The following is a 17653-nucleotide window of genomic DNA, read 5'->3' on the forward strand; positions in this document are numbered from 1 at the left end:
GGCCGGGACGGATTTTGCGCTGCATCTAGCTTATTGCTCTCTTGGCCGCTGACAAGCGCCATTCGAATGACTATGTCGTGACTTAGTATTTCCTTATCGGCAAAGCGAGACTCGAATATGGCAGCGGAGACGATAAATTCGGCGGGGGATGCGGCCGGGCTGGCGGCGATGATTTCCCGCGCCGCCGAGCAGACTGGCGACGCCAAACGCGGGCCTGCCCCGGTGGAGCGCTGGAATCCGCCTTTTTGCGGTGATCTCGACATGGAAATCCGTGCTGACGGCACATGGTTCTACCTCGGGACACCCATCGGCAGGGCGCCGCTGGTGCGGCTGTTTTCCACCGTTCTGCGCAAGGATGAGGACGGCAAAACCTATCTCGTAACTCCTGTGGAAAAAGTCGGCATCCGCGTCGTCGATGCGCCTTTCGTCGCCGTGGAAATGAAGCTGACGGCGGGTGGGGATGATGGCGAGCCGCTGCTGACCTTCCGCACCAATGTCGGCGATGTGGTGGAGGCGGGACCGCAGCATCCGCTGCGCTTTGAAATCTTCGGTGAAAACCTGGAATTGAAACCCTATCTTCTGGTGCGCGGCCGGCTGGAGGCACTCGTGTCGCGGGCGGTGATGTATGATCTCGTCGCGCTTGGCGAGGTAATCGAGGTGGATGGTGTCGAGATGTTCGCCGTGCGCTCGGGCGGCGTCGTTTTTCCGGTGATGCCCGCCAAGGAACTGGAACGGCTTTCGCAATGACGACAACGGCATTCAAGACTTTTACCGCCGCCGATTTCCGCTGCCGCGTGCTGCAGGAAGGCGAGGGCGTGGCGGAGCGGGAGCATGGCGACCATGTGCTCAATCCGGGTGTGGTGCTGTCTGGAAACGGCATCAGGCTGAAGGACGCCGCCGTGCTGGTGCCGGTCATTGACGATGGCAACGATGCGCGGGTGATCTTCACTCAGCGCACGGCCACCCTGCGCAAACATTCCGGCCAGATTTCATTTCCGGGCGGCGGCATCGATGCCGAAGATCGCACGCCGGAAGAGGCGGCGTTGCGCGAGACGGAAGAGGAAATCGGCCTTTCGCGGTCTTTCGTGGAAACGGTCGGACGTCTGCCGGATTATATTTCCGGGACGGGTTTCCGCATCAAGCCGGTGCTGTCGATCGTTCGCCCCGGCTTTGACCTCACGCTCAATCCCACGGAAGTGGATGAGGTTTTCGAGGTGCCGCTGTCCTTTTTGATGGACCCGGCCAATCACGGGCGCGGCAGCCGCATCTTTCAGGGGAAGGAGCGGTTTTTCTATGAAATGCCCTATGGCGAACGCTACATTTGGGGCATTACGGCGGGCATCGTCAGGACGATTTACGAGAGGTTTTATTCATGAGCAGCCTTGCCGGGCGGGACTGGTTTGAAAAACCGGCGCTGAAGCGCATCTTTACGCTTCTGAATGCCGATGGCGGCGAGGTGAGGATCGTTGGCGGCGCGGTGCGCAATGCGCTGATGGACCTGCCGGTGGTCGATGTCGACATGGCGACGACGCTGACCCCTGACGTGGTTGTTGCTCGGGCCAAGGCTGCGGGCATCAAGGCGGTGCCGACCGGCATCGAGCACGGCACCGTAACGCTGGTGATCGATGGCGAAGGTTTCGAGGTGACAACGTTGCGCCGCGATGTCGAAACCAATGGCCGCCACGCACAGGTGGCCTTCGGCACCGACTGGCAGACCGATGCCGAGCGGCGTGACCTCACCATCAATGCTCTTTATGCCGATGAAAAGGGCGAGATCATCGACCTTATCGATGGTCTTCCCGATATCGAGACCGGCACCGTGCGCTTCATCGGCGATGCGGCGATGCGGATTTCGGAAGATTACCTGCGGATTCTCCGGTTTTTCCGCTTTTTCGCCCATTACGGCTCCGGCCGCCCGGATGCGGACGGCTTGCGGGCAAGTGCGCGGGCCAAGGACAAGCTGGGCACCCTTTCGGCCGAGCGGGTGTGGAGCGAGCTGAAAAAGCTGCTTTCCGCCCGCGATCCTTCCCGCGCCCTTTTGTGGATGCGGCAATCGGGCGTTCTGGCGGAAATTCTTCCCGAAACGGAAAAATGGGGCATCGACTCCATTCACGGGCTGGTAACGACGGAGCAGGCTCTCGGCTGGGCGGTGGACCCGATGCTGCGGCTTGCCGCCATCGTGCCGCCGGACAGGGACAGGCTGGCTGCCCTTGCCGCGCGCCTCCGGCTGTCGAAAGCCGAAGCGGCTTATCTCGCCCATTGGGCTTCGGCTCCGGCAGCTGATCCCGAGCTGAAGGAGACAGCGCTCGACCGGCTGCTTTATCGTCAGGGCGTCGAGGGCGTGAAGACGCGGCTGAAACTGGCGCTTGCCTCGGCCCGTGCCGATATTTCCGCTGGCGACACGGCCATGCAGAAAGTAGCGCGGCTTTCGACTTTGCTGACGCGGGCGGAAAAATTCCACAAACCCGGATTCCCGCTGAGCGGTGCGGATGTGATGGCCGCGGGCGTCGAGGCCGGCCCGAAGGTGGGCGAAGTGCTGAAAAGCCTCGAGGAAAAGTGGATCAACGTCAATTTCTCACTCGACCGGGCAGCGTTGACCGCCCGGCTGAAGGATATGCTGGAAAATTGAGGTCAGCGGCGGCAGCGTTGCGGCTCAGGCCGCATTTGCCTCGTCGCGAATGCGGGATTTGATATTTTCGATCATGTTCTCGCGGATGACGGTTTCGCCGTGCGCCGATCGCATATGTTCCACGGTGCGACGCACAACTTCGGCGTCGTCATCTGCGCGCGTGTGCCAGGCACAGCCGGGCACGAGCGTTCCACATTCAAACAGTCTCATGGTCTTGCCTCCCTGTTTTAGAGCGCCATGCGTCCGTTCGGACGCATAAAGGACGCTCTAACATTTTGAGTCTGCACATTGCTCCCTGTCGAAAACCGGAATCGATTTTCGACAGGGAGCAATGTGCGAGAGTGAGGGACAGCATTCAATTGCCTGCTGTCCCTCCGACAAGAAACGAATGTTCACCGCTTATGTTCCAGAGCGGCGTCCTTCGACCTTATTCAGGCCCCCTATTCGGGCATCGCCCAGCACTGAAAAACAGAGGATGTGCCGGCTGCCGGAATTTTTGTACGAGGCATTTCGTCATTGGCTGCCCGCCGTGCCGTTTTTTGTCCGGCAAGGGAGCGTTTTACCTGTTCGACATAAAAGGAATGCGGCAGTTCGCGATCACCCGTGGCGCGCATTTCCGCTGCCAGGCGGTCGATCAATTCCGGGGTATCGATGGATTGTGTCGCTCCCTCGGGGGAAGCAGAGATAGGCATGCTGTTCGAAGTAATCATGACGATAGCTCCTCCAGTACGTCTGCGGGGAGGAGACTATCATTGCCTTGATTTTTCCATAAGTCCTAATTTGCGCTATTTGCGACAAATTGGCTGATGAGCGTCAAATTTACGTGAGGTTTTTTAGGGCCAGCGCACCACCGGCGGTAGAGAGGAGAGAATCGATTCGACATTGCCGCCGGTCTTGAGGCCGAAGATCGTGCCGCGATCGTAAAGCAGGTTGAATTCCACATAGCGGCCGCGGCGGATAAGCTGTTCGTCGCGGTCCTCTTCCGTCCAATTCTGGTTGAAATTGGCGCGGACGATTTTCGGATAGACCAGATTGAAGGCGCGGCCGACATCCTGCACGAAGGCGAAATTGGCGTCCCAGCCGCCATTTTCCTCCTGCGGGTGCAGCCAGTCGAAAAAGATGCCGCCGATGCCGCGGGCTTCGTTACGGTGCTTCAGGAAGAAATACTCGTCGCACCACGTCTTGTAGCGCGGATAATCGGCAACCGGATGGCGGTTGCAGGTGATTTCGAAGGCACGATGGAAAAGCTGGCTGTCCGGGTCTTCCTGCGTCCTTCTGCGTCCCAGCACCGGCGTCAGATCCGCACCGCCGCCGAACCAGTGGCTGGTGGTGACGACCATGCGGGTATTCATGTGCACCGCCGGCACATTGGGGTTGACGGGATGGGCGATGAGCGAAATGCCCGACGCCCAGAAACGCGGGTCTTCTTCCGCGCCCGGTATCTGCTTGCGGAATTCCGGCGAGAATTCGCCATAGACGGTGGAGGTGTGGACGCCGACCTTTTCGAAGACGCGGCCTTCCATCATCGACATCTTGCCGCCGCCGCCCTCGCCATTGTCGCGCAGCCAGTCTTTCTGGACGAAACGGCTGGGCTCCTGGTCGGAAAGAGGGCCGGTCAGGTCGTTTTCGAGGGTCTCGAAGGAGTTAACGATGGTGTCGCGCAGATGCTGGAACCAGGCTTGGGCAAGGGCCTTCTTGTCCTCGATGTCGTCGGGCAAGCCCTTCGGCAAGATTGGCCGTTCCATGCGTATTCTCCTTTGGTGAAGTCGATTCCCTGTCGCGTCTAGCAGGTGCAGGCCCCGCGCACAAATTCGACTCGCCAAGTTCACATGCGGGCACTATCTTTATCGATGTAGGTGCCAGAGGTGAATATCATGACGAAATTTACCGGACCGCCGCCCCTGGACGGGCTGAAGCGCAGGATCGCCAATCACCGCAAGGCGCGTGAAGGCTCGGGCGACGACAAGACGCGCAATGGCATGTTCGTGCGGCAGACCTTCTGTCTCGGACGCGAGGAAGCCCGCGCCAAGGCGCGCGAATGGTTCGACAGCTTTCCGAAAGCGGCCTACTGGACGGAAGTGGAAAGCTGGCGGCAGCTGGAAGGCGACCGCATCGAATTCACCATGCGGCGGCTTCCTTCGGCCGATTGAATTTTGGAGCGTTTTCGCTTTTCCTGGAAATGCTTTTAGGCGCGGGGTTCGGCATAACGCAGGCGGCTTTCAATCAGCACGCCGCTTTCATCCAGAATGGGATGCGCCACCGTGACGATATGGGCGTTGATGCGTTTGAGGTCGCGCAGCATGTCGAGATGCAGCGAACTGGTCTGCATGCTTTCCGCCAGCCCGTCGCGCAGCCGCTCCAGATGGCGGTTCGAGGACTGTTTTTCGAGGCGGCGTATATCCACCTTACTTTCCATCAGCCTGCGGGCGAGTTCGAAATCGCCGGTTACCAGAATGCTCTGGGCGGCGCGCAGGTTCTCGATGGTCATGTCGAACAGGGTTTTCAGCTCTTCATAGCCGTCATCGGAAAACTTGAAGCTGTTCAGCACCTTCTTGCGGATCTGCTCGCAGATGCCCTTTTCGATGATGTCGCCGATATGTTCGAGGTTGATGGCGTAGTCGATGATGGCGATCGAACGACGCGCTTCTTCGTCGGAAAGCCCCTTGCGTCCCAGTTGCGACAGATAGACCTTCACCTCCTGCTGGCGGCGGTCCACCTTCTTTTCGAGCAGGGAAACCTCCTGAAGCGGCGCCAGATCATTGTGCTTGAAGGCGTTTTCGGCGCGGATCAGCATCCGCTCGATGCTGTCGCCGACACCCAGCACCTCGCGGGTGGCGTTGGCAAGCGCCACGACCGGCATGTCCAGCGCCTGCTGGTCGAGGAAATTCGGGCCGTCTTCGGCTTTCGGATCGCCCGGCACCAACCTTGCCATCAGGTCGGACAGGAGGCCGGAAAAGGGCCAGGCCAGCGCTGCCAGAATGACGTTGAAGATCAGATGGGCGTCGACCGGCAATTTTGCCGGCGAAAGCGGCAATTGCTGCAGGAATTCCGCGCCATAGGAGGCGAGCGGCAGGGCGATGAGGCAGCCAATGGTGCGCACCAGAAGGTTGCCCATGGTGATGCGCCGTGCCGAGGCGGGGCCGGAAAGCGTGGCGATGACCGGCGGAATGGCACCGCCGAGGTTGGCGCCGAGAATGAGCACGATGATGAGGCCGGTGGAAAGCGTGCCGGTGGCGGCCAGCGACAGGATGAGCACCACGACGGCGAGGCTCGAAGACGAAACGAAGGCGAGCACGGCGGAAAAGATCAGCGCGACGGGCCATGCCCCGTCAAGCAGGCCGATAAAGACGCCGAGAGCCGGCGAGGCGCGCATCGGTTCTGTCGCGCCGCTCAACAGATGCAGCGACAGAAGCATGAGGCCGATGCCGATCAGCGCCGTTCCGCCGCCCTGCCGGGCATTGGAGCTGCCCTTTTTCAGAATAATGCCCGCAAGGATCAGCAGCGGCGACAGCCACTCCACACCGGCCGCGACGATCCATGCGGTAACGGCGGTGCCGACATTGGCGCCCAGCAGCACCACCTGCGCCATGCGCGGCCTGATGAGGTCTCGTTCAGCAAAGGAGGCGACGGTGAGGGCCGTCGCCGTCGAACTTTGCAGCGCGACGGTGGCGAAGAAGCCGGAAAAGAAGGAACGCGGACCGTTCTGGGTGCCGGTGGCCAGCACGCTTCGCAGTTTCATGCCGAAGGCGCGGGTGACGCCATCCTTGACCTGGGCAAGGCCGAAGAGCAGCAGCGCGACTGCGCCGAGAAGGTTGACGATGACAATGGTGGATTGCATGCGACGTCTCCTCACACCCGCCGGCGGATGATTCCGGCGAGCACGATTTTTATTGTCCGGCTAATCAGTATAGGAGCCTCGATGCCCTCGGTACAGGCCGGGTTGCGACAGTTTTGAAGTAAAAACGGTCAAATTTTGTATTTGCCCGAAAAATTGGCGTTAAAAATGGCGCCTATGCCCATGCCACCTGGCGCAAAGCCTCGCCGGCGATCATCGCCGCCGACATGGCGACGTTGATGGAGCGCTGTCCCGCCACCATGGGGATGATGATTCGCACCTCTGCCTTTTCATGCACGTGGTCGGGTACGCCCGCACTTTCGCGGCCGAAAAGCAGGATGTCATCCGTGCGGTAGGCGATCTTCGTATAGGGCAGGGCGGCTTTGGTGGAGGCGAGAACGAGACGGCGGCCGGTGGTTGCCCGCCATTCCTCGAAACGCTCCCAGCTGACATGGCGCGTCAGCGCCGCCGCCGCGATATAATCCATGCCCGCCCGTTTCAGATTACGGTCGGAAATATCGAAACCGGCCGGCTCGATGATGTCGACGCCAAGGCCGAGACAGGCGGCCAGCCGCAGGATGGTGCCGGTGTTGCCGGGAATATCGGGCTGGTAAAGGGCGATCCTGATGTCGGGCATGGTATCGGGCATGGACGTCTCACTGCGTTTGGTCTGCCCGCTCGATTATCACGGGCAGGGGCCGGGCGACAGCTATGCTGTGAAAAGTCCCTTTGAGGTGTTGTTCCCGGCTGGATATTCATTCGCGTGACACACAGGGCGGCTACCCATTCACCAATGCATCGTTGGGCTTGCCCGGACCATCGTGAATGGTCGGGACAGGCCGTCTCGAGCCGGATTTTCTGCACGCAACAACAGGAGGACACCATGTCCGAACGGGTGAATTTCGTCCATCTGACCGATCTGCATGTGGGCAATCCGCAGGTGCAGGACGATGATCTTTATTCCGAGACCTCGGCCACGCTTTCCGCGACGCTTGCGCAGATCAAGGCGCTCGTGCCGCCGCCTGAATTCATCGTTGCCAGCGGCGATCTGACCAACAGGGGCGATGTCGGCAGCTATGAGGAACTCAAGCGGCTGATGGCGGAAGCGGAACTCGATATGCCGGTGCTCTTCGCGCTCGGCAATCACGACCGCCGCGACGGTTTTTATCCGGTCATGCTCGACCGCCATGAGGATCTGGACGAGCCCTATGACCATGCCGAGGTCATTGCCGGCATCCACATCATCGTCATGGATACCAGCGTTCCGGGCAAGGTCGGCGGCGCTTTCGAGCCGGGGCAGATCGAATGGCTGGAGGATGAGCTGGAAAACCACCCCGAACTGCCGAAGCTGCTGGTGATGCACCATGCGCCGGCGCTCGATCTCGACCGTCCGGAGGCGGAGTGGGAATCGCTTTCCTTCGCGGATACCGAGGCGCTGGACGAGGTGCTGTTCGAGCATGATGTCATCGGCATTCTTGCGGGCCACATCCATTACGACCGCATGTCGCACTGGCAGGGCATTCCCGTCGTGGTCGGCATAGGCCAGCATTTCGCCACCGATCCGCTTTGGCTGCACGAGGGCGTGCGCATGTTGTCCGGTGCGTCCTTCGCCATCGGCACGATAAGGGACACGGGGCTGACCGTCACCTTTGCGCCGCAGCCCAGCGATCGCCGGGAATTGAAGCGGCATACGCAGGCCGGAATGGCCGAGTTGATTGCGGGCTATGAAAGCGCAGAGGCGCAGGACGCGGCCGAATAAGGCGACGTGCGCATCGTTTAACGGGCGGAGACCTCGCAGGGTCATCTCCGCCCGTTCGCCTTTGGGCGGCACCCGCATGTTTTCTCGCGTATTCGGTGTCTTTCCGACTGGTCATTGACTAAATTTTGCGCTACAAGGCCATATCTTCAACACCAGCCAAGGGAGGTTCTCATGCCAAATGACATTCGCATTCGCCTCCCGGCCCCAGTCGTGCCGCTGCTGGCTTAGGTGTTACTCCGCGGTTCGCCCGCGTTTCCCATTTTTCGATTCGTCATGTGGCTGTCACGGCCATATCCAAAGACTTTTCCGTTCCGTCGTGAGCCATATTTGTGTCCGCTCACCATGTCACGATGGAGCGATTGATTGCCGGAGCTTGGCCTATGTTTGGCTGGTTTGAAAAACGCCTCGATCCTTTTCCCTCTTCGGCGCCCTCCGTGCCGCCAAAGAAGCTTTTGCCGTTCCTGTGGCATTATGTGAAGCCCGCATGGCCATGGCTCCTGCTGCTCGGCCTGATGTCCATGGGCATCGCGATTGCGGAAGCCATGCTCTACAAATTCCTCGGCAATATCGTCGACTGGCTGTCCACGGCCAATCGCGAGACGTTTTTTGCCGATGAGGGCTGGCATCTGATCGGCATGGCGGCGCTGGTGCTCTTCGTGCTGCCGCTGATGGGCGCAATCCACACCATGACGATGCACCAGACGCTTGCCGGCAATTTCGGCATGATCGCGCGCTGGAAGATGCACCGTTTCCTGCTGCGCCATTCCATGAACTTCTTCGCCAACGAGTTTGCCGGCCGCGTTTCCACCAAGGTGATGCAGACGGCGCTGGCGATCCGCGAAGTGGCGCTGAAGGTGATCGACGTCTTCGTCTATGCGATCAGCTTCGTCGTCTCGATGCTGTTCATGGTCGCGGCGGCGGACTGGCGGCTGGTCATTCCGCTGCTGGTCTGGCTCGGTATCTATATGGCCATTCTCGCTTATTTCGTGCCGAAGCTCGGCCGGCTGGCGCAGGAACAGGCCGATGCGCGCTCGATGATGACGGGCCGGATCGTCGACAGTTACACCAACATCTCGACGATCAAGCTGTTTTCCCATGCGGGGCGCGAGGAAAGATATGCGCGTGATGGCATGAATGTGTTTCTCGGAACCGTTCACCGCCAGATGCGCAAGATTTCCGGCTTCAACATCCTGATCGACCTCAACAACGCCCTGGTGCTGTTTTCCACGGCGGCGCTCGGTCTTCATTTCTGGATGCAGGGTTCGGTCACGGCCGGTTCGGTCGCCATCGCCATCAGCCTTGCCATGCGCGTCAACGGCATGTCGCAATGGATCATGTGGGAAGTCACCTCGCTGTTCGAAAATATTGGCACGGTTTATGACGGCATGTCGATGATGACGAAGCCGCACGATATCGTCGACGTTCCGAAAGCGCCTGAGCTTGCCGCACCGCAGGGCGCGATCCGTTATGACAATGTCCGTTTCCACTACGGCAAGAACAAGGGCGTGATCGACGGGCTGACGCTTGACATCAAACCTGGCGAAAAGGTCGGTCTGGTCGGGCGTTCGGGTGCGGGCAAGACGACGCTGATGAACCTGCTTCTGCGTTTCTACGATCTGGAAGCGGGCAGGATCACCATCGATGGGCAGGACATCTCGAAGGTGTCACAGGACAGCCTGCGCGAGCTGATCGGCGTCGTGACGCAGGATACCTCGCTGCTGCACCGGTCGATCCGCGACAACATCGCTTATGGCCACCCCGAGGCCACCGACGAGCAGGTGATTGCGGCGGCGAAGCGGGCCAATGCCTGGGACTTCATCGAAACGCTTGTCGACATGCATGGCCGTCAGGGCCTCGATGCGCAGGTGGGCGAACGCGGCGTGAAGCTCTCCGGCGGCCAGCGCCAGCGTATCGCAATCGCCCGCGTCTTCCTCAAGAACGCGCCGATCCTGGTGCTGGACGAGGCGACTTCGGCGCTCGACTCGGAAGTCGAGGCGGCGATCCAGGAAAACCTGTTCTCGCTGATGGAAGGCAAGACGGTGATCGCGATCGCCCACCGCCTTTCGACGCTGACGGAAATGGACCGGCTTATCATTCTCGACAAGGGCCGGATCGTGGAGGCGGGCAGCCATGCGGAGCTGGTGGCGATGGGCGGTATCTATGCCGACCTGTGGCGACGCCAGTCCGGCGGCTTCATCGCGGACCATGAGGCGGAAGTGGCCGCGGAGTAAGGAAAAGCGAGAGGGCGGGAACGTTTCCCGCCTTTTTCATTCCCCGAATGTTACCGAAATATAATCTCTTCCCGAAGCCTTCGCGGCTGTTCCCGCTCCGGGAATCCGCCTATATCCGGATCATGGTTATTACCCGCATCTTCGAGTTTTTCGAGAACTGGATAAAGCCCTTCGCCCGCAAGGACGATTTGCGGCCGCCTGAAAGCACGTTCGCCTTTATCTGGTTCTACATCTCGCAGGCCAAGGCGCCGTTTTTCGCCATGCTGGTGCTCGGCGGGCTGACGGCGGCCATCGAGGCGGCGCTGTTCTGGTTCGTCGGGCGGCTGGTGGATATTCTCTCCACCGTGAAGCCGGAAGAGGGCTGGGCGGGGCTGCTTGCGGCCCATGGCGGCGAGCTGGTGGGCATGCTGGTGCTGATCGGCGTCGTGCGTTTTATCGTCACCATGGTGACGGCGCTGGTGGATCAGCAGATCATCACGCCCGGTTTTTACAATCTGGTGCGCTGGCAATCCTATATGCATGTGGCGCGGCAATCGCTGACCTTCTTCCAGAACGATTTTTCCGGCCGCATCGTCACCAAAGTCTGGTCGGGCGGGCAGGCGGCGGGCGATCTCGTCACCTCGCTGATGGAAAGCGTGTGGTTCGTCGGCATTTATTCCGTTTCCATGCTGTTCCTGATCGGCGGGCTGGACTGGCGGCTTGCGGTCGTCGTCGTCGTCTGGGTGGGGATATTCTCGCTGCTGGCGCGGTATTTCGTGCCGCGTATCCGCTACCATTCCAAGGAAACGGCGGAAGCCGCTTCGATGCTCTCCGGCCGCATGGTGGATGCCTATAGCAATATCCAGACGCTCCGGCTGTTCGGGCGAGATGATGCCAATGACCGCTACATGCGGCAGGGTTTCGACATTTTCCAGCATGCGACCATGACATTCACCCGGTTCATCACCGGCGTGCGCGCTTCCATGGCGCTGTTGTCCGGCGTGATGATCACCTCCATGGCGGCGCTCTGCATCGATCTGTGGCTTTCCGGCAAGATCAGTTCCGGTGCGGTGGCCTTCACGCTGGCGCTGGTGCTGCGTCTCAACTTCCTGCTCGGCCGGCTGATGACGCAGTTCAACGGCATCATGCGCAATTTCGGCACGGTGCAGAACGCCGCCGAGCTGATTTCGCAGCCGATCGGTCTCGTCGATGCGCCAGAGGCGACGGTGCTGGAGGTCAAGAGGCCGGGCATACGTTTCGAAAATGTCAGCTTCCACTACGGGCGCGCGAACGGCGTCATCGACCATCTCAACCTCGAAATCAGGGCGGGCGAGAAGGTTGGCATCGTCGGACGCTCCGGGGCGGGAAAATCCACTCTCGTCAATCTGCTCCTGCGTTTTTACGATGTCGAAAAAGGCCGCATCCTGATCGACGGGCAGGATATCGCCAGGGGGACGCAGGAATCCCTGCGCGCCCATATCGGCATGGTCACACAGGATACGTCGCTGCTGCATCGCTCCATTCGCGACAATATCCTGTTCGGCCGCACCGACGCCACCGAAGCGCAATTGCAGGAGGCGACGCGCCGGGCCAAGGCGGATGACTTCATCGCCAGGCTCGAGGATCAGCGCGGCCGCAAGGGGTTCGACGCGCATGTGGGCGAACGCGGCGTGAAATTGTCCGGCGGCCAGCGCCAGCGCATCGCAATCGCCCGCGTGATGCTGAAGGACGCACCGATCCTCGTGCTCGATGAGGCGACGTCGGCGCTCGATTCGGAGGTGGAGGCGGCGATCCAGAGCAATCTGGACGAGTTGATGCAGGGCAAGACGGTGCTGGCCATCGCCCACCGCCTGTCGACGATTGCCGCTCTCGACCGGCTGATCGTAATGGATCAGGGGCGCATCGTCGAACAGGGCAGCCATTCCGATCTGGTCATGCAGGGCGGTCTCTATTCGGAACTCTGGGCGCGGCAGTCGGGCGGTTTTCTTGCCGCGGATGAAGCGGCGCAATAAGCCCTTCGACTATTTCCCGATCATGAAATCCGCCATCAGGCCGTAATGATTGGAACCGAGGCTGTCGGGCAGGCGGGTGGTTTTCATCAGCGTCGCCGGTTCGTGGGCGAAGATGTGGTCGATGGCGATGCCGAAGCGGCCGGCCTCCGTCGGCCATGTGGCGGGTTCGAAGGTCGCTTTCTTCAGATCGTTGGCGGCGAGGAAAGCGCGCATGTCAGGGGCGATGCTGGCCGAATTGAAATCTCCGGCCAGAATGAGCGGCCCGGTGACGCGAAAGAGAATTTCACTCACTTCATCGAGTTCATCGCGATGATAATCGTCGAAATAGGGCTTGGTGATATGCCCGGCGGCGAGCGTCAGTTCCGTGCCGTCGAGATCGATATGGGCTATGGCGAACCGATCCCGCCGAAGATCGCTGAGGCTGTGGAAACGGCCTTCCAGCAACGGTCTTTTTGACAGGATGACCAGATCGCATCCGGGCGTTCCGGTGTAACAGCCAAGCCTGTGCGGATAGGTTTGCTGCAGACGCGGCAGGGCCGATTTAAGCGCCGCCGCCTCGAAGAGATAGACCGCATCCGCACCCGATTCGAGAATCGTGTCGGCAATTGCGTCCGCATTGGCGGCATTGTCCATCAGCACGTTGAAGGACAGCAGCCGGAAGGGTTTGGCGCCCGGCGCGGGGGTGGCGGATGTGGAAAATTCCAGAAGCATGGCAATGGCATGGATGGCGAGCGCAAGCGACCAGACGACGAGGAGCGCCGAAACCGCGTCGCGCGTCAGCCAGAAAATGAGGCATGCCAGCAGGATACAGACGATGGCGATGTGCAGCTGGAAACTGGTGACGAAGGCGAGAAGCCAGAAATCCGTCACATAACGCAGGCTGGCGACGAAAAGAACGGCAGCCACCGCCGTGGAGACCATGCTAGAGAGCTTCGCCGTCATCCGAATCCCTGCTTTCCGCGCTCTCCCTTGAAGTCTCCTAACATGGTGGATGGATGCGCACAATGTTGCCCGCCTGCCAAGGACGGCGAAAAAATGCGAGCCAAATCGGCCCCCTCCGGCAGAATTACGGCAGCTTTGTGTGCTTTGCTCTTGCCAAGTCAGTCAATATTTTGCGATCAAACACATGACGCGGTTTCTCAAATGCCGCGAGAATGACCAGGACGATGGGACGGAGTTTGTCTTGGATCAAATCATAGCGGGAGGACTCATGCGATTTACGGCAAAAACAGCGCAGAGGATGGTGTAGCGGTGAGCGAGCACGTAACCAATCACGACGCTTCGGGTGAACCGACCCGTCGCGATTTTCTTTACCTAGTCACGGGAATGGCGGGCGCTGTCGGTGCTGCCGCCGTCGCATGGCCCTTTATCGACCAGATGCGTCCCGATGCATCGACGCTGGCGCTCGCCTCCATCGAGGTGGATGTCACGGCCGTCGAGCCGGGCATGTCGCTTACCGTGAAGTGGCGCGGCAAGCCGATTTTCATCCGCAACCGCACGGAGAAGGAAATCGAGGAAGCCAAGGCCGTCGCTCTCGGCGATCTGAAGGATCCCGTGGCGCGCAATGCCAACATCGCCGCTGACGCGCAGGCGACGGATATCGACCGCTCCGCCGGCGAGGGCAAGGAAAACTGGATCGTCATGGTCGGTTCCTGTACCCATCTCGGTTGCATTCCGCTCGGCCAGGCCGGCGATTTCGGCGGGTGGTTCTGTCCCTGCCATGGCTCGCACTACGATACGGCGGGCCGCATACGTAAGGGTCCGGCGCCGCAGAACCTCGCCATCCCGACATTTGCATTCACATCCGATACCGTGATCAAGATCGGATAAGGGGACAGATATTCATGAGTGGCCATTCCAGTTATCAGCCGTCCACCGGCATCGAAAGGTGGATCGATTCGCGGCTTCCCTTGCCGCGCATGATCTATGACAGCTTCGTTGCCTATCCTGTCCCGCGTAACCTGAACTACGCCTACACCTTCGGCGCGATGCTTTCCGTCATGCTGCTGGTGCAAATCCTCACCGGCGTCGTGCTGGCCATGCATTATGCGGCCGAAACGACGGTCGCCTTCAATTCCGTCGAAAAGATCATGCGCGACGTCAACCACGGCTGGCTGCTGCGCTACATGCATGCCAACGGTGCGTCGTTCTTCTTCATCGCGGTTTACCTGCACATCGCCCGCGGCCTTTATTACGGCTCCTACAAGGCGCCGCGCGAAATCCTCTGGATTCTTGGCTGCGTGATCTTCCTGCTGATGATGGCGACGGGCTTCATGGGCTACGTTCTGCCCTGGGGCCAGATGTCCTTCTGGGGCGCAACCGTCATCACCGGCTTCTTCACCGCGTTCCCGGCCATCGGCGAATGGATCCAGCAGTTCCTGCTCGGCGGCTTTGCCGTTGATCAGCCGACCCTGAACCGCTTCTTTGCGCTTCATTATCTGCTGCCCTTCATGATCGCAGGCGTCGTGATCCTGCACATCTGGGCGCTGCATGTGACCGGCCAGACCAACCCGACCGGCGTTGAAGTGAAGAGCAAGACCGACACGGTTCCCTTCACGCCCTATGCGACGCTGAAGGATGCGCTCGGTGTTTCCGTGTTCCTGATCGGTTATGCCTGGTTCGTGTTCTACATGCCGAACTTCCTTGGCCACCCCGACAACTACATCATGGCCGATCCGCTGAAGACGCCGGCGCATATCGTTCCGGAATGGTACTTCCTGCCGTTCTACGCCATGCTGCGCGCCATCACCTTCAACATCTGGATCATCGATTCCAAGCTCGGCGGCGTTCTCGTGATGTTCGGCGCGATCGTCGTGCTGTTCTTCCTGCCCTGGCTCGATACGTCGAAGGTGCGTTCCGCCGTGTATCGTCCCTGGTACAAGATGTTTTTCTGGCTGTTCGTGGTCAATGCCATCATGCTCGGCTGGCTGGGTTCACGCCCGGCGGAAGGAACCGGCCTGATCGGCCTGCTCACAGGCGATCTGAAAGGCAATTATGTCGGCTATTCGCAGCTCGGCACGCTTTATTACTTCGGTTTCTTCCTCGTCATCATGCCGATCCTCGGTCTGGTCGAAACGCCCCGGCGTATTCCGAATTCGATTACCGAGGCCGTTCTCGAAAAGAACGCCGCCAAGACGGGTGCCGCATCTGCGGCTGCCGAAGTCTGAGCGCGAAGGAAGGATGACGACAATGAAGAAGCTTGTAACGAGCATCGCGCTTTTCGCCGCCATCGGCTGTTCCGCCGCCGCCTTCGCGGCGGAGGAGAGCCATGATCTCGCCGCCCAGACGGAGCATGCGATTGCCGGGGGTCACTTCCCGGTCATCAAGCCCGAGGAACAGAGCTGGTCCTTTGCCGGACCCTTCGGCAAATACGACAAGGGCCAGCTTCAGCGCGGTCTGAAGGTCTATAAGGAAGTCTGCTCCGCCTGCCATTCCATGAGCCTCGTTTCCTTCCGCACGCTGGAGGATCTCGGTTATTCGGACGAGCAGGTGAAGGCTTTCGCCGCGGAATATGAAGTGCAGGACGGGCCGAACGCCGATGGTGAAATGTATAATCGCAAGGCCGTGCCTTCCGATCATTTCCCTTCGCCTTTCCCGAACCATGAGGCGGCGGCAGCCGCCAACGGTGGGGCGGCCCCGCCTGACATGTCGCTGCTCGCCAAGGCGCGCGGCGTGGAGCGCGGCTTTCCGCAATTCCTCATCGACATGATCCCGATCGTCGGCGGTTATCAGGAAGGCGGCCCGGACTACATCCATGCGCTGCTGACCGGATATCAGGATCCGCCGGCCGGCGTTGAAGTGTCGGAAGGCACGCATTTCAACCCGTATTTCGTCAGCGCAGCCGCGCTGAAGATGGCGCCGCCGATCAGTGCCGATCAGGTGACCTATGATGACGGCGCGCCGCAGACCGTGGACCAATATTCCAAGGACGTTGCTGCGTTCCTGATGTGGGCGGCAGAACCGCATCTGGAAGAGCGCAAGCGCACCGGCTTCATGGTCATCGTGTTCCTGTTCATCTTCACGGCGCTGATCTATCTCACCAAGAAATCGGTCTACGCCAACAAGGAACATTGATCGGCATCCAGAAGATGCCTGTCAGTCATTGGCCCCCACGGTCTTCCGTGGGGGCCTTTTCATGTGTCGAGAGGGATGGTGAAATGACGAAAATTCGTAACGGCGGCTGCCTGTGCGGCTCCATCCGCTTTGAAGCGAAGGGCGAGCCCGGCAATCCGCACACTTGCTCCTGCGATATCTGCCAGCGGCATTCCGGTGCGCCCAGCCTTGCCTGGGTGGAGTTCGAGAAGGATGCGGTGACGTGGACGGGAGAGGGCGGCACGCCTTCGACTTTCCGATCCTCCGATTATTCCAGCCGGGCCTTCTGCCCGAGCTGCGGCAGCACGCTTGGCGCCATCGACGACGCGCCGATGGTTGCGCTGGTCTCGGGAAGTTTCGATGACAGGGACGACGAGGCGCTGCGGCCCCTGTCGCATTCCTTCGAGGATGTCTGCCCGGTCTGGGCGCGGATCGAGGGAATGTCGCCGGCGGAATGAGCACCGGTCCTTTTTAGTTGGTCCGCAGCCGTCAAGTTGATAGGGTGGCCCGAACTTTCTGACCCGTTTCCCTTATCTCAACTGGAAATACCATGACCGTTATCGCTTCGGAGCTTTCCGCTGCCATCCGTTCCATTCCCGACTATCCGAAGCCGGGCATCATCTTCCGGGACATCACGACGCTGCTCGGCAACCCCCGCGCTTTTCGCCGTGCCGTGGACGAACTCGTGCAGCCCTATGCGGGAACCAAGATCGACAAAATCGCCGGCATGGAAGCACGCGGCTTCATTTTGGGCGGTGCGGTGGCGCATCAGCTATCGGCCGGTTTCGTGCCGATCCGCAAGAAGGGTAAGCTGCCGCACACCACCGTCCGTGTCGCCTACAGCCTTGAATACGGCGTCGACGAAATGGAAATGCATGTGGATGCGGTCCAGCCGGGCGAAAAGGTCATTCTGGTCGACGACCTGATTGCGACCGGCGGCACTGCCGAAGGCGCGGTCAAACTGCTGCGGCAGATGGGTGCGGAGATTGTTTCCGCCTGTTTCGTTATAGACCTGCCCGATCTCGGTGGCCGCAAGAAGCTGGAAGACCTCGGTGTCGAGGTGCGGACGCTGGTGGAGTTTTCCGGCCATTGAGATGGTAACGGGGCAATGGTGAC

Annotated in this window: 18 protein-coding genes; 12 read left to right on the plus strand and 6 right to left on the minus strand. The window is 60.3% G+C overall.

From position 1 onward, the window contains the following. The first annotated feature begins 117 nt into the window (after positions 1-117). From ACQZ5K_RS18885 to ACQZ5K_RS18895, 3 genes are read left to right on the plus strand one after another with little or no spacing between them, the layout of a single operon-like run. Positions 118-747: a DUF1285 domain-containing protein gene (locus ACQZ5K_RS18885; RefSeq protein ID WP_448741107.1), complete on the plus strand. Its 630-nt coding sequence runs from the start codon at positions 118-120 to the stop codon at positions 745-747. Continuing rightward, positions 744-1376, plus strand: coding sequence for an NUDIX hydrolase (locus ACQZ5K_RS18890; protein ID WP_003523089.1), 633 nt, complete (start codon positions 744-746; stop codon positions 1374-1376). Before ACQZ5K_RS18885 ends, ACQZ5K_RS18890 begins: the two co-directional genes overlap by 4 nt. Continuing rightward, entirely contained in the window at positions 1373-2629 is a 1257-nt protein-coding gene (locus ACQZ5K_RS18895; RefSeq protein WP_448741108.1) for a CCA tRNA nucleotidyltransferase, read from the plus strand. The genes ACQZ5K_RS18890 and ACQZ5K_RS18895 overlap by 4 nt, the downstream gene beginning before the upstream one ends. Before the next feature lie 24 nt (positions 2630-2653). Here ACQZ5K_RS18895 and ACQZ5K_RS18900 read toward each other — a convergent pair whose 3' ends face one another. From ACQZ5K_RS18900 to hemF, 3 genes are all read right to left on the minus strand, one after another. Next, positions 2654-2839: a DUF1059 domain-containing protein gene (locus ACQZ5K_RS18900; RefSeq protein ID WP_003523091.1), complete on the minus strand. Its 186-nt coding sequence runs from the start codon at positions 2837-2839 to the stop codon at positions 2654-2656. Between the two features lie 230 nt (positions 2840-3069). After that, a complete protein-coding gene (locus ACQZ5K_RS18905; RefSeq protein ID WP_448741109.1) occupies positions 3070-3339 on the minus strand; it encodes a hypothetical protein in 270 nt (89 codons plus the stop codon). Positions 3340-3462: 123 nt separating this feature from the next. Further along, positions 3463-4374, minus strand: a complete 912-nt coding sequence (gene hemF, locus ACQZ5K_RS18910; RefSeq protein ID WP_448741110.1) for an oxygen-dependent coproporphyrinogen oxidase — start codon at positions 4372-4374, stop codon at positions 3463-3465. A 129-nt stretch (positions 4375-4503) separates the two neighbouring features. Here hemF and ACQZ5K_RS18915 point away from each other — a divergent pair, with 129 nt between their 5' ends. Then, positions 4504-4779 carry a hypothetical protein gene (locus ACQZ5K_RS18915; RefSeq protein ID WP_003523094.1) on the plus strand — a complete coding sequence of 92 codons (276 nt, stop codon included), beginning with the start codon at positions 4504-4506 and terminating at the stop codon, positions 4777-4779. 35 nt (positions 4780-4814) lie between these two features. Here the strand turns inward: ACQZ5K_RS18915 and ACQZ5K_RS18920 are convergent, their stop codons facing one another. Beyond that, positions 4815-6467 carry a Na/Pi cotransporter family protein gene (locus ACQZ5K_RS18920; RefSeq protein WP_020808607.1) on the minus strand — a complete coding sequence of 551 codons (1653 nt, stop codon included), beginning with the start codon at positions 6465-6467 and terminating at the stop codon, positions 4815-4817. A 172-nt stretch (positions 6468-6639) separates the two neighbouring features. Beyond that, positions 6640-7101 carry a tRNA (cytidine(34)-2'-O)-methyltransferase gene (locus ACQZ5K_RS18925; RefSeq protein ID WP_448741132.1) on the minus strand — a complete coding sequence of 154 codons (462 nt, stop codon included), beginning with the start codon at positions 7099-7101 and terminating at the stop codon, positions 6640-6642. Positions 7102-7347: 246 nt separating this feature from the next. Here ACQZ5K_RS18925 and ACQZ5K_RS18930 point away from each other — a divergent pair, with 246 nt between their 5' ends. The 3 genes from ACQZ5K_RS18930 (at position 7348) to ACQZ5K_RS18940 (ending at position 12445) form a co-directional block, all read left to right on the plus strand. Continuing rightward, on the plus strand, positions 7348-8223 hold the full coding sequence (locus ACQZ5K_RS18930) for a phosphodiesterase (protein ID WP_448741111.1): 876 nt from the start codon (positions 7348-7350) through the stop codon (positions 8221-8223). Positions 8224-8603: 380 nt separating this feature from the next. Then, a complete protein-coding gene (locus ACQZ5K_RS18935; protein ID WP_448741112.1) occupies positions 8604-10454 on the plus strand; it encodes an ABC transporter ATP-binding protein in 1851 nt (616 codons plus the stop codon). A gap of 122 nt (positions 10455-10576) precedes the next feature. After that, complete coding sequence (locus ACQZ5K_RS18940; protein ID WP_448741133.1) at positions 10577-12445, plus strand: ABC transporter ATP-binding protein; 1869 nt, start codon at positions 10577-10579, stop codon at positions 12443-12445. Positions 12446-12454: 9 nt separating this feature from the next. Here ACQZ5K_RS18940 and ACQZ5K_RS18945 read toward each other — a convergent pair whose 3' ends face one another. Then, positions 12455-13387: an endonuclease/exonuclease/phosphatase family protein gene (locus tag ACQZ5K_RS18945; RefSeq protein WP_448741113.1), complete on the minus strand. Its 933-nt coding sequence runs from the start codon at positions 13385-13387 to the stop codon at positions 12455-12457. Between the two features lie 309 nt (positions 13388-13696). On the opposite strand from ACQZ5K_RS18945, the gene petA reads away from it, so the two are divergent. From petA to ACQZ5K_RS18970, 5 genes are all read left to right on the plus strand, one after another. After that, positions 13697-14275: a ubiquinol-cytochrome c reductase iron-sulfur subunit gene (gene petA / locus ACQZ5K_RS18950; RefSeq protein WP_035239587.1), complete on the plus strand. Its 579-nt coding sequence runs from the start codon at positions 13697-13699 to the stop codon at positions 14273-14275. Positions 14276-14289: 14 nt separating this feature from the next. After that, positions 14290-15612, plus strand: a complete 1323-nt coding sequence (locus ACQZ5K_RS18955) for a cytochrome b (protein WP_003523102.1) — start codon at positions 14290-14292, stop codon at positions 15610-15612. A gap of 22 nt (positions 15613-15634) precedes the next feature. Continuing rightward, the gene (locus ACQZ5K_RS18960) at positions 15635-16519 is read left to right on the plus strand and encodes a cytochrome c1 (protein WP_448741114.1); all 885 of its coding nucleotides are present in this window, start codon (positions 15635-15637) and stop codon (positions 16517-16519) included. Positions 16520-16602: 83 nt separating this feature from the next. Continuing rightward, entirely contained in the window at positions 16603-16995 is a 393-nt protein-coding gene (locus ACQZ5K_RS18965) for a GFA family protein (RefSeq protein ID WP_448741115.1), read from the plus strand. A 92-nt stretch (positions 16996-17087) separates the two neighbouring features. After that, the gene (locus ACQZ5K_RS18970; protein WP_003494623.1) at positions 17088-17630 is read left to right on the plus strand and encodes an adenine phosphoribosyltransferase; all 543 of its coding nucleotides are present in this window, start codon (positions 17088-17090) and stop codon (positions 17628-17630) included. Positions 17631-17653: the final 23 nt, after the last annotated feature.

The organism is Agrobacterium sp. 22-226-1 (genome assembly GCF_053522345.1).